The organism is Virgibacillus chiguensis (assembly GCF_900129865.1).
In the GTDB taxonomy this organism is placed as follows: Bacteria; Bacillota; Bacilli; order Bacillales; family Amphibacillaceae; genus Virgibacillus; species Virgibacillus chiguensis.
The window spans coordinates 16,014-29,437 of the sequence record NZ_FQXD01000019.1; the positions used below are offsets into that span (position 1 = coordinate 16,014).

General features: G+C 38.2%; 11 protein-coding genes. All 11 read right to left on the minus strand.

What is annotated here, in order from left to right; genetic code table 11:
• Positions 1 to 129: 129 nt before the first annotated feature.
• The 11 genes from BUB45_RS16530 to cdaA all read right to left on the minus strand — a co-directional run bounded on the left by BUB45_RS16530 (position 130) and on the right by cdaA (position 13,104).
• Positions 130 to 675 carry a DUF2812 domain-containing protein gene (locus BUB45_RS16530; protein WP_073012366.1) on the minus strand — a complete coding sequence of 182 codons (546 nt, stop codon included), beginning with the start codon at positions 673 to 675 and terminating at the stop codon, positions 130 to 132.
• A gap of 306 nt (positions 676 to 981) precedes the next feature.
• The gene (locus BUB45_RS16535) at positions 982 to 2,115 is read right to left on the minus strand and encodes a DUF2812 domain-containing protein (protein WP_073012369.1); all 1,134 of its coding nucleotides are present in this window, start codon (positions 2,113 to 2,115) and stop codon (positions 982 to 984) included.
• Positions 2,112 to 2,441 carry a PadR family transcriptional regulator gene (locus BUB45_RS16540; RefSeq protein ID WP_170861778.1) on the minus strand — a complete coding sequence of 110 codons (330 nt, stop codon included), beginning with the start codon at positions 2,439 to 2,441 and terminating at the stop codon, positions 2,112 to 2,114. The genes BUB45_RS16535 and BUB45_RS16540 overlap by 4 nt, the downstream gene beginning before the upstream one ends.
• Before the next feature lie 367 nt (positions 2,442 to 2,808).
• On the minus strand, positions 2,809 to 4,605 hold the full coding sequence (locus tag BUB45_RS16545) for a S9 family peptidase (protein WP_073012374.1): 1,797 nt from the start codon (positions 4,603 to 4,605) through the stop codon (positions 2,809 to 2,811).
• Positions 4,606 to 5,468: 863 nt separating this feature from the next.
• Positions 5,469 to 6,128 (minus strand): ABC transporter ATP-binding protein, encoded by a 660-nt coding sequence (locus tag BUB45_RS16550; protein ID WP_073012376.1) that lies wholly within the window; start codon positions 6,126 to 6,128, stop codon positions 5,469 to 5,471.
• On the minus strand, positions 6,125 to 7,162 hold the full coding sequence (locus tag BUB45_RS16555; protein WP_073012379.1) for an ABC transporter permease: 1,038 nt from the start codon (positions 7,160 to 7,162) through the stop codon (positions 6,125 to 6,127). Before BUB45_RS16555 ends, BUB45_RS16550 begins: the two co-directional genes overlap by 4 nt.
• 63 nt (positions 7,163 to 7,225) lie before the next feature.
• A complete protein-coding gene (locus BUB45_RS16560) occupies positions 7,226 to 8,605 on the minus strand; it encodes a sensor histidine kinase (protein WP_073012382.1) in 1,380 nt (459 codons plus the stop codon).
• The gene (locus BUB45_RS16565; protein WP_170861779.1) at positions 8,605 to 9,294 is read right to left on the minus strand and encodes a response regulator transcription factor; all 690 of its coding nucleotides are present in this window, start codon (positions 9,292 to 9,294) and stop codon (positions 8,605 to 8,607) included. The genes BUB45_RS16560 and BUB45_RS16565 overlap by 1 nt, the downstream gene beginning before the upstream one ends.
• A 356-nt stretch (positions 9,295 to 9,650) precedes the next feature.
• Positions 9,651 to 10,997, minus strand: coding sequence for a phosphoglucosamine mutase (gene glmM / locus BUB45_RS16570; RefSeq protein WP_073012385.1), 1,347 nt, complete (start codon positions 10,995 to 10,997; stop codon positions 9,651 to 9,653).
• Between the two features lie 51 nt (positions 10,998 to 11,048).
• On the minus strand, positions 11,049 to 12,290 hold the full coding sequence (locus tag BUB45_RS16575; RefSeq protein WP_073012388.1) for a CdaR family protein: 1,242 nt from the start codon (positions 12,288 to 12,290) through the stop codon (positions 11,049 to 11,051).
• Positions 12,283 to 13,104: a diadenylate cyclase CdaA gene (cdaA, locus tag BUB45_RS16580; protein WP_073012391.1), complete on the minus strand. Its 822-nt coding sequence runs from the start codon at positions 13,102 to 13,104 to the stop codon at positions 12,283 to 12,285. The genes BUB45_RS16575 and cdaA overlap by 8 nt, the downstream gene beginning before the upstream one ends.
• Positions 13,105 to 13,424: the final 320 nt, after the last annotated feature.

Consider the following 13,424-nt stretch of genomic DNA (forward strand, 5'->3'; position numbering starts at 1 on the left):
TTATAAATATAGTATGAAAAAAATATTCAAACGTGAAAAAACAGGAGTAAATTGAAAAAAACGAGACAAACATTATTTTGTCATCGTTATCAATATTTCATCCATCATAATGTATACTATAATGATGGCTTACCAAAAATGTTTATTGGATTGGTAGAGGCGTATAGTGGAAAATATGCCAATAATAGCTAAACCAATACTAATTACAAGGAGTGTGTGCCATACAAAAACAGGGGAAAAAGTAAGGGTGTTCCCATGGTGAAATACAATAATTCCACTCATAATAACAAACAGTAGCAAGGTAAGAAGCACGTACATGGTTAATGCAGTAAAAAAATAGAATATATTGCGATTGCGCTTAATAATTTCTCGACGGACAGGATAATTATGGATGTCTTTTGTTTTCTGTTGATTAGTAAAAATATACCAACGTCCTCGTTGACAACATTCTCCCCATCCACTTTGCTGTAATAATAGAGGCAGCTTATGGTTTTGCTGTTTATGATAAGCAATATGATAGTGAATCGCCTGAGGTTGGTTGCTTGCTTCGAAGAGAAACAAACGGTAAAGAGGCTTTATTTCCACCAATCGCTCTCCTTGCAAAGCTTTTGCCTGAAGCCATTTTTCTGTCTTTTTTACATCATAACTCCAAAATGGCTTCCACACTGTTTTCACTCTTCATGACCTCCTTGCATATTGTACGGAAATTAACTACCTTCGTTTAAACATATGCTTTTTTAAGTGGCGATTTAAGTACTGTTATCTCCTCTTAAACTTGCCAGCTTGTATCTTCCAACAACTTATTTACGTGATACACGTTTTGTGTCAAAAATTACCCTTGTAGATAAGATGCATTTCCCCAATTAACCGCGGCTAGTAAAATACCATCCATACTGCTTTTAAAATGCAAAAAATATCAGCCAATTTCCTGACTGATATTTCACCATCTAAAGGAACACATCTTTGTTTCTATCTAAACTTTTAATATCTTTCCACTTTTTTCTTCATTCGTTTGTAATACAAGCTAGACTGTATAAAAAAAGCAGTAAACTGAATAATGATAATTCCAAAAACTAGTAATTTAAATGTATCCCCATTATATAAAGCGAAATCCCTAAATATATAGACATATACTAAAATAGCGGGTATTAAAAATGCTAAATGTGTCATTGTAACTCTTCTTGCGTGTTTTAATTTATGACCTTCATCGTAATACAGTTGCGGAACGGCCTCCCCTTGTTCGTATACTTTTGCCCAGATGGACCATTTATCCAAAAACCCTGTTTGAGAATATAACAACGTCCACCCTGCCTGGCGATGTAAATCAAAATAAGCATCATCTAAATGATTTTGATAATCAACACAATAGCGAATATGTTTCGGCTTGGTTCGTCGAAAGTAAAACCTTGCCCCAAATCTACTTACAGCAATAAGCTCGTTTCCGGCTAACGCCATATTTTCTAACCACGCTTCTAATCTATCAGGCGCATACTTCCACGCCAATTTTCCTCTGGAGAAGTTTGCTTGCTTTTTATATGATTTCCGTCTCCATTTATAAATGCCTTTCTCTTTTCCAAACAGTAATTGCTTATTTGCTTTATTTAACTTAACGAGGGAATAACAAGCGTATACCGAAAGTAATACAGGTACCATCATACCGATTATCACTGCAAATGGATTTCCTACTATCGAAACATTAAATTCACCCGTAGCGATAAATAGCATAAACATAAAAACAAGCGGTAACAAAGCAAAACTAAAATAGATGAGTAGTGTAGTAAACAGATACATCAACCGTTTATTTCGTCGTATTACACCTTCTCGCTCAGGATATGTGGCAATTTCATTACTTTGTTCATGTTGTAAAATATGCCATTTTCCTTTGTGGACTACCTTTTGCCAACCATCTTTTATTAAAGCAGGTGGCAGGACGTTTTGTTTAGCGTAAGAAATGCGATACATAGAGGGCTGGCTATGAAATGCTTTTACAAAATAAAACCGTCGTGTTCGTGAGTTGAAATCGGCGAGCTGAAACCCCTGTTCACTCATGGTCTTTAACCAGCTTTCCATTGCCAGTATATTGTAGCTCCAAAACGGACGAAAAAATCCTATCATAGCAAATCACCCCCATACTTCATCGCATTACTATGTAATTCGCTCAACCGATGCATTTCTATTTTTAGAATGTGCTGACCATCCACTGTAATTTGGTACATCTTTTTTCGCTCTTTCGTCGAATATACATGAATTAACTCATCTCGCTGCATTTTTGTCAGCGTACCGTAGACCGTACCAGAACCGAGTTGAATTCTTCCCTTTGTCAGTTCCTCCACATGCTTCATAATTCCATACCCATGCCTCGGCTCAAGCAATGATAACAGTATATAAAAAGCCGTTTCTGTCATCGGAACATAAGCTTTTCTTAATTTATCACGTTTCACATCGTTCACCTTCTACCAACTATGTCGCACCTCGACTGTATCGCAATGTGACATAATTGTCAATAGTGATTATATCTCAGAAACGGGTGCTTAGATCCCTCTAAGCACCCTGCGTGAATGTTTCTTTTTAGGGTAATTTCTTAATTAGATACACAAGCTCTTCAATGTTTTTACGCCTTTAGACTATTCACTACCCCATATTTATTTCCATCGTTTAAATCACAAAAAAGCGCAGATTCCCATCTACGCTCTTCGTGTATTCCAAATATAAGGTAGTGTAAGACGCCCATTTTCATCATTAGAAGACGTCAGTCAGGGGATAAAACCATAAAGCGAAGACCCACTCTGATTAAAATTCCCCTTCATGCTAGCTATCTCTGTGCTGATCTAAAAAGTCAAGCATACGTTGATACACTTTCATTTCGTTCTCTTTTTTAGAAAAGCCATGTCCTTCATCTTCAAGTACAAGATAGTCAACATCACGACCTTTTTCCTTCAATTTAGCGACAATTTGGTCCGATTCTGCTTTTACGACTCGAGGATCTTTCGCACCTTGGATGACGAGCATTGGCTTTGTCATACCTTCTAAGTACGTAACAGGGGAATCCGTAATGAATCGTTCTTTATCTCGTTCTGGATCGCCAAGCCAACGATCCATCATTGGTTTCCAATGCGGAGGCACCGAGTTTACAAACGTAAATAAGTCAGACGGTCCAAAAATATCTACAACAGCTTTAAAGTACTCAGGATGGCGACCATGCAATAGTAGCGCCATATAACCACCGTAGCTTCCACCAACTAAAAATAATTTTTCTTTCGTAGTAATGTCGTTATCAAATAACCACTTTATTCCTTCCAAACAATCAAGACGCGGTCCTTCTCCCCAGTCTTGTTCGACCATTTTTACAAATGACGCTCCGTATCCAGTACTTCCTCGGAAATTAGGGGCAAATATCGAATAACCACGATTTAGCAATGCTTGAAACATGGAACGGAATTCTTTTCGTTCTGCCGCTTGCGGTCCACCATGCGGCCAAAAAATAGTATAGCCATTATCATAGTGGGCGTGAGCTTTAAATAATAATGCTTCGATTTCCATTCCATCATAGGACCGGTACGTCACAACCTCAGGCACAACCATTTCCTCACTGGCAACACCGAGAACACGATTATTCGTTAGCATCGTCCAATTTCCATCTTCGTATGTGTACCGATAAATATTCGCCGGTGATGTCGCCGTTCTACCTAACACATAAAGATTGCCTGACTTCGCTACTACCAATTGATCGATCGTGTCCGTTGGCGCATCTATCGTAAGCAGCTTTTTTTCTGTAAGATCATATTGATATAGCTTATCCGTCACCCCTTTTTCTGTTACGAAATAAAAGCATTGTTTTTCCTTGTTCCATTTTAGGAAATTAACACTTTCTTCTTCAACGGCTATAACTTTAGCAAATGTTCTGCTATTCACATCGAACTTGGCTAAATACGTATATTCATCCTCATAATCCGTTAAAAAGAAAATCGTCGTTTCGTCTACAAATACTGGATCCATGACAACATGCACGTTCTCCGTGTCAGGAGTTAACGGGATCTGTTCTGTGCCCACTTTTACAAATCCTATAACATATGTGTTGGCATACGTCTGTGTAAAAACAAACGCCTTTTCTTCTTCAGAAACAGCTTCTAAAAAAGTTGGGCCTACTTCGCCCACATGAAGCAAAGTATCTTTTCCCTCCTGCAAATGGCGAACACGCGTATTTAAAAACGATGCATTTCCTTCCGATGTCATATAATAAATACGCTCACCGTCATCACTCAAGTGCGCAAAAAAGTACTTTTCTTCCGAGTCTCCAGTAACAAGCGGCTGTGGCAGCCCTCCTTCTGATGGTATAGCATAAATGTGATGATTTTCATCACCATCCTGATCAAACCCTGCTAACACATAACGATTTTCCGGATCACATTTTAGAAAGCTACACGATTCTTCGCGATGAGCAAATAAATATGGGAACGTATTTGGCAAGTCCATTGCCCATACGTTCATTTTTCCATTTAAATTGGAGCTGAATAGGACCCTTTTTTCATTAGGAGTTACAGTAAAATTAGTGATGGCAAACGTGCGAAAGAACTGTTCCACAGTAGGCTTCGGAAATGGTATCATTTTATTTTCTTCCCTTCATTTAAGTTAGACTTAGTAGAATGCAAATGAGAATAAGGCTAGAAAACCTTGGCTTAACGCCTTTCCTTTATGGAGAAAACGGTAGTTTTGCTTATGCTATGTATCTTAGAATCTTCTAATTTTCTGTACCACAAAAGGCCTCCCCTAACTTATGACTTATGAGCATGACGTAAAAGCAATTGAAAAGAAATTGCACTTTGAATTATTACATAGTGGAAGCACTTTATTTCCACCTTCATTAATCTATGTCTCTATGATCCTGCTGAAAATGCTATTATTTTTAGACTAGTTTCAAAATTAATCTATGTCAAGTTTTTATACGTTTCATGTTACAATCCAGGAAGTAAGAAAAGATCGGATGTTCACTAACTTTAGCGAAAAACACCATCGTTTGGCATAATAAACTATAAATTCATGTACTCGATACGTTTAAATGTATATTACAATTTAATGAATCTGTATGTGCTAATTAGAAGGGGACGATTTTAGGGGAAGAAATAGAAATGATAACGAGAAAGATAAATTTGATGTAGCATTTATTGGTAGTCCTGCTTTTATGATCGTACTAGTAATAGTAGGCAGTATGACCTTTAATTAATTTACATAAACACACTTTTTAGGTAAATCACACGTAATGCCGCCTCGATTCTTTCATCTAACGTATGTTTACTTCTTCTTTTAGACATAGAAAATGCCCCCAATATCGTAGTAAAGAGTTTTTATTATTTCTCTGTCTACCATAGTGGGAGCATATCATGCAACGGGATGGGTTTTCTTTAATGATTTATGAACAGGGTTGCAATTTCATACCTGAGTAACGAAATAAAAGACAGTGCCCCTAGTCGTTAACCCAATTCCACTTTTCCATCGCGAATAGTAATGATTCTGTCAGCATAGCCTAAAACGCGCTCATCATGCGTTACCATTACACCCGCTTTATTGCCCTCTTTCACCTCATTAGCGAGTAGCTTGACGACTTCCTGCCCGCGACTAGAGTCGAGGCTTGCTGTCGGCTCGTCTGCCAATATAAGCTGCGGATTATTCACTAATGCTCTAGCAATAGCTACTCGCTGCCTTTCCCCACCAGAAAGATCATTCGGATAATGATGAATACGGTGCTCTAAACCAAGATGAGCAAGTATGTCTGTTTTTTGCTGCTTCGATTTATGAGCAAGGACAGACATAACATTTAATTGATCCTTCACTTTTAAATATGGAAGTAAATGAGCGGCTTGAAAAATAAACCCGATTTTTTCCAACCTGCGCTTCGTTACTTCTTTCTTAGATAGCGTTACAATATTTTCCCCATCCAGTAAAACTTTGCCGCTAGTAGGTGATAATAATGCGCCTGCAATAGATAACAGCGTACTTTTTCCTGATCCTGAAGGACCAACGACTGCTACAAATTCTCCAGCCTGCACTTGTAAAGAAGCATCATTTAAAGCAACATACTCTTTTGGTCCATCTTGATATACTTTATGGACATGCTCTAATACTAACGTCATGTTGCCACCCCCTCAATCGCTTCTAGTGGATCAATCTGGATCACTTGATAAAGCGATACGACTGCCCCTAACACAGATACCACGATAATAATAATCGCTGGTTGTACAATTGTTGCCATGTTCAAAATAAATGGCATATCAGCTGGGAATAATGCGCCGATTCCAAAGCTAATCGCTGTAGCAATCCCTACGCTAACGATAGAAAGAAGAATAACCTGGATGATTAATCCCGAAATTAAATATGTATTATTCGCACCAAGCGCTTTTAAAACACCGAATTGGTCTCGTTTTTGTAACGTCATTACATAGAAAAACACGGCTAGCACAAACGCAGTAATGACATACAAAAAAATAATCATCATGTTAAGGGAAGCTTGTTCTTGTGAATAACTTGGAATACCATGAAGAGCATCCATTTTAGGAATAGTGGAATAAGCACCCTCTGATACTGATTCCCCTTTTACCGCTACCGCATTCACTTGTTCCAAATCATCGCTTTTAACAAACACAACTGGTGTATGGCTATAACGTTGCTCTGTTGTAAACCCAGCTACGACATAGGTCGTTTCCTCACCCAACTGTAATTCATCACCTAATTGAATGCCATCCTGCTTTAGACTTTCATCCGCTAGCACTTCATTTTCTTGCTTAGGAGACCTCCCTTCCGTTACTTCTGGAATTAACATACCATCACGTTCTGTTGCAAATAACGCTAGGCTAATTTGCTTGTCTCCACCACCGACTGTTGCATTCATCATTTGGATAGAGAGCGTATTAGCCTCCTGTTCTTGATCATTTATTATTTCCTTTGCTTTTTGCATTGGAATAAATGAGCTGCCTAACTCGCCTTCTGCTTCCGCTTCTAAGACAAGGGAGTCGGCTGCTAAACCTTGAATAGAAGATGCATTATCTGCAGATAAGCCTTCAGCTAAACCAGATACAATAAAAATAAGACTTACCGTTAACGTTGTAATTAAGCCGATTAAAATATATTTTGTTTTGGCAAATAAGAGTTCTCTAATGGCCAGAAACATGTTGTTCCCTCCCGTTCTGACCATAGTATAGCTCCTATATATGAACAGAGGATGAACGAATCGTTACACTTGTGGTAGGATGACGACTACCTTCGTCCCTTGACCGAGTTCGCTATCCACCATAATTGTCCCCTTGTGCAACTCCACAATCTTCTTGGCAATCGCTAATCCGAGACCCGTACCTCCTTCTTTCCTCGTTCGAGCCTTATCCACTTTATAAAAACGGTCAAAGATTTGACGCAGATCTTCCTCAGCAATGCCAATCCCAGTATCCGACACCACCACTTGCACGTCCGCTTTTCGCTTTTGTACATGGATGAAAACATCTCCGCCATCTGGCGTGTAACGAATCGCATTCGTCAGCACATTCATCCATACTTGATAAAGGAGCTTTGGCTCACCTTTCATCCATGTATCTTGGTTATCAAATTGTATCGTGATATGTTTTTGTCTCCATTGCCATTCCAATGTGGATATAATATCTTTCCATTGTTCATTAACATGAAACGTTGTAAATTCCAACTCCCCCTCCGTTTGGTCTAGCTGGGATAGCGTTAGCAATTGCCTACTTAAAGCAGATAGTCGTTTACTTTCTTTCTCTATAATGGATAAGTAATAACGTCTCGCATCCTCCGTTAATGCTTCTTCTTGCAGCGCTTGAGAAAATCCTTGAATCGAGGTAAGTGGAGATTGAATTTCATGAGACACACTGGACACAAAAGCTTGTCTTTTTTCTTCCGTTTGCTGTAGACTCTGACTCATGATGGAAAAGTCTTTGGCTAAACGACCAATTTCATCTTTTCGATGAACAGATAGCTTAATATGATAATTTCCGGCGGCTATTTTTCTTGTTGCTGCCTTTAGTAATTGAATTGGTTTCACTATCCATCGTGTACTAAACAAAATAAATAGAAAACTAAGCAATAAGATTAAAACAATAAGCACAGCAAAGAAAAGCCGCATTTCTCCAAATTGTTGCGCAGAATTGGGGCGCACAAATAGTGCATATTCCGATCCCTCATTGCTTTCAATAGAAACACCAATGGTATTTGCCAGCGTATGATCAAAAAAACCTGTTACAAATAAACGCCACGGATAGTTTTTTATCCCATGATAGACTCCGCCAGCCAATACGTAATCTACAACTTTCTTCGAGGTTTGCTCTTCATCAAAGGGCTTCCCAAAGGATCGATCATTTCCATGCGGATCAGTTACATAAAATGAATAACCTAAATCCGTTATTTCGGACAAATAATCATCTAGTGGCTGCTCACTATTTCTATATAAATCAACAATATTAAGCGCAATTTCCGTAACTTTGGCGTCGTTTTTTGGCTTTAAAACATATTGGTAATATCCATTACTCACAATAAAAGCAATAATAGAACTGGCAATCATAATAACGAAAGTGGTTACTATAATACGAAAATATAATGTTCGCATTAAGACTGTCCTCCCGCCTTTAGCGTTTCTAGCTTATATCCAACCCCTCGCACCGTTTGGATCGTAAAATCGCTTTGACAATGAGAAAACCGTTTCCTTAACCGTTTAATATGTACATCTACTGTACGATCATTTCCTTCATATCCTAACCCCCACACATGCTCAATTAATTGCTCTCTCGTAAATATTTGATTAGGATAACTAGCTAATTGTGCTAATAGCTCAAACTCTTTTAAAGGCAGAATAATCGTTTTTCCACTTACTTGTACTTCATAATTTTTACGATTAATACACATCGTGCCAATTTGAATCTTTTCATCATGGATCATTTGAAATCTCCTGAGCAATGCCTTTAAGCGAAAAAGCACTTCTTTCGGCTCAAACGGTTTCACAATATAATCATCTGTTCCAGCACGATAAGCTTTTTCCTTATCTGCAAGCTCTCCTTTTGCCGTCAACATAAGTACTGGAATATTATAAAATGTACGCATATGTTTACATAGATCAAATCCGTCCAGCTTAGGCATCATAATGTCGACAATAGCTGCTTGTACATTTGTTTGTTCCATGATGGATAATGCTTCTTCCCCATCCTCCGCTTCCACCATTTGATAACCTTCCTTTTGTAAATACAATCGTAATAGTTCTCGAATATGCGCATCATCATCTACAACTAATACCGTAATCAAGTTTTTCACCCCTACCAACATATATTTTGCATCTAATTCTCCATCTATAACTAAATTGAACCATTTAATTATAGTATAAATAAGCGATGACCTCAGCCAATGATGAAGAACTTAGCTTTTCGCTAAATTTCACGGTAATAAACATTTTCTTTTTCTATAATCCAGAAAAAAAAGCCGAACAATTGCATGATCATTGTTCGGCTTTTTGTATAAAAAATGCTAACCATCGCTATAGCACATCACTTCGATTCCGTGCCTGTTCCTCAACAAACGCTACTCGCAAAGTGTTCTACCAAATAGGCTTCGTTTTGCATTCGTTCTCTGCGTTATGTCCTAGCTTTTCTTATACCTTTTTATTATTCATCTCTTCCAAGTAGCTTTTCAATCACATCGACAATTCGCTTCACATATAAATCACATTCTTCCTTAGTTGGGGATTCAACCATGACACGAACAAGTGGTTCTGTACCTGAAGGACGAACGAGCACGCGACCTTGTGTACCTAGCTCCTGCTCCACCGCATCAATTGCTTGCTTTATGTCTGGATGATGCATTGCTTTATCCTTATCTGTTACACGAACATTTTTTAGTACTTGTGGATAAATTTTCATTTCATCGGCAAGTTCTGACAAAGGCTTGCCTGTCTCTTTCATAACATTGACCAATTGTAGTGCGGATAACATTCCATCTCCGGTTGTATTATAGTCTAGGAAAATAATATGCCCTGACTGTTCTCCACCAAGATTGTAACCGCCTTGGCGCATTTCAGCCATCACGTAACGGTCACCAACTTTTGTTTTGTCGCTACGCATTCCATTTGCCTCTAATGCTTTATAAAAACCAATATTGCTCATTACTGTAGACACAACGGTACTATGACGAAGCACGCCCTTTTCATTCATGTACTTCCCACAAATAAACATGATTTGATCGCCGTCAACAAGTTTCCCTCGTTCATCTACAGCAATTAAACGATCACCGTCACCGTCAAAAGCTAAACCAACATCTGCACCTTTTTCAAGGACAAATTCCTGCAACTTTTCTGGATGAGTCGATCCTACTCCATCATTAATATTTAGTCCATCTGGGGAAGAACCGATAGAATAGATATCTGCTTCTAAATCAGCGAATAAGTGCGTAGCAAGGGCTGAAGTAGCACCATGTGCACAGTCAAAAGCAATTTTTAATCCATCAAATTCATTATCAACCGTATCTTTCAAATAAGAAAGATACTTTTGTCCACCTTCAAAATAATCATTAACCGTCCCTACTTCTGCACCAATTGGTCTAGGGAGTTCATCCTCACCATCCAAAATGGCTTCAATTTCTAATTCCTGATCATCCGTCAATTTAAATCCATCTGGTCCAAAGAATTTAATCCCATTATCTTCTACAGGATTATGAGATGCCGAAATCATAACACCTGCTTGTGAACTAGTTGCTTTTGTCAAATAAGCAACTCCTGGCGTGGAAATAACACCTAAACGCATTACTTCTGCTCCAATAGATAGCAATCCAGCTACAAGTGCTCCTTCAAGCATATGACCAGATACACGGGTATCGCGTCCTATTACGATTTTGGCACGTGGTGTTTCTTTCGTTAACACGTAACCTCCAGCTCGTCCAAGCTTAAAAGCTAACTCTGGTGTAAGATCTTTATTTGCCACTCCTCGTACACCATCTGTTCCAAAATATTTTCCCATGTAATTTCTCTCCTTTTTATCAATTCCACCAATTCTTAAATAAAAAGCTAATCACGAAGTTTCATTAATTTCTATGGATGCTTGCTCAAATTCTGGTTCAACCGACAAGCCATCTGGTGATTCCACATTAATAGAAACGTCATGTGTACCTGGTTCTAAATCTTTAACATCAATAAACACTCGAAAGTCTTCCCGATTTAACTCTGCTATATCTGATTGTTTTCCTGTAACGGTTAATTTCATCTCTGGATTAGTTGGATCTTTAAATGCCACTTCCAGATCATCTTGTAATCCTTCTATTTCAATTGGTACTCCCTCTAACACCTTTGTCTGTTCCAATTCAACAGTAACTTCAACCTTCTTTCCATTAGAAACAGTTGCACCATCAGGTAATGCTAAGTTTGTTTCTATTGTACCTGATTTCTTAATGTCCGCTAAATCAATTTCCTCCGTAGAAACCTTTTCTAAATCTTTTAGTATACTGCTTCTCGCAAACACTTCCACTTCATCTACATTAGCAGAAATCGTGGATAATGCATACCCCTTAGGAGGTTCACCAGTTGTCTGGACGCTAACCGGTACTTTTTTACTTGGATTAGTAATGTTTGCCGAAATCACGACATTTTCTGGCTCTACATTCACACTCAATTCATTACCTTGACTATCGTATACATTGACTGGAACTTCTCGATTATCAATCGCTTCATCTAAGCCACTTACATCGACATAAGCTTTGACAATACCAATTTTTTCAATGACGCTTTTGGCACTCGTAATCGTTACCTTCTGCGGACTTACTTCAAAATCACCAAGCTCATACCCATCTGCCATTGAATCTGTATTTATAAAGTCAACTTTCACTTGAAATTCTTGAGTTGATTTCTCTTCAATCACCACATCTACTCGCTTTGGCTCAATAAATACATCTAGTTTATCAGAAATATCATGTTGAAGCTCTACGGTATGTTCACCAGCCTCTAACCCTTGTAAATCTACCCACACATCAAAATTCCGATTACGTAGGGTTGGTTGTAAAACAGCCGCTGACCCTTCTAACGTGACAGAAACAAACTCTGGAACACCACTAACTACATACTTTTCACTATCAATATCTATATTAACCGGAACTTCATCCAGAGTTTCTAAATTTTGCGTCTCATCTCCAGCAGGAAATGTGGATTCACCATTATTTGGTACGCTATTTTGATCCACCGTTACAAAGATATAAAAGAAAACGGCAAACGCTAATGAAACGACACGGACAAACCACTTACTTCGAAACCAACTATCCATTTTTGTTTGCCCTCCCTTTTTTTGACTTTTTTTCAGGGGCTTTCAAACTTAATGATAGGTTCTTGTGTAATAAATCTCTTAGGCTTTCCTGACTTAGCTCTCTATGTAGCTCGCCATTTTTCGTGCAAGATATATCACCCGTTTCTTCGGATACTACAATGGTTAGCGCATCTGTAACCTCACTAATGCCCATTGCAGCACGGTGCCTTGTTCCTAACTCTTTGGAAATAAAAGGACTTTCCGACAAAGGCAAGTAGCATGCTGCAGCAATGATTTCGTCACCTTTTAAAATAACAGCACCATCATGCAATGGCGTGTTTGGTGTAAATATATTTGTTAACAGTTGATGTGTTAGTTTTCCATTAATGGGAATACCTGTTTCCGCATAGTCTCCTATTCCTGTTTCACGCTCAATGGTGATCAACGCACCAATCCGACGTTTAGCCATGTAATTACAGGATTGGATAATGGCATCAATATTCTTTTCAATAATTTCTTCTTCCGAGCGGGCACTTCGTCCAAAAATATTACCGCGCCCTAATTGTTCCAATGCCCTACGCAACTCTGGTTGGAATAAAATAATAACCACGATAAGACCCCAGTCAATCGCCTGGCTTGTAATCCAGCGCACTGTTTGTAAGTCCAAGACAATGCTTAACAACCACACTGCTAGTACCACTGCAATCCCTTTAAGAAGTTGAATAGCCTTCGTACCTCTTATCAGCATGATTAATTTATATAAAACATACCAGACGAGAGCGATATCTACGCCTATCCTAAGGAGCTGTATTAGGTCAAATCCCCCATCAAGCATGATGTACACATCCTCTACAGTAATTTCTTATTGCACGTTATATTCAAGCATATAATATAATGCTTCATTTCATCTAATTTTGTTAGAAAAACTTGGCTTGTCGCCAAGTCTTATAATATAAACCCTAGACACCTTTATGCTTTCCTATAGTGTAAAACTCGATTCTATTAGCGAAGTTTTAATATAAAAAAGGTGTAATTTCCTTCTGCTATACACGTTACATTTTACACTTTTCTTATAGTGAAAAATAAGACTATATAGCATTCCTATTGTAACATAAAAGATCCAATAAGATGTAAGATTTTATCAGGACACTTTTA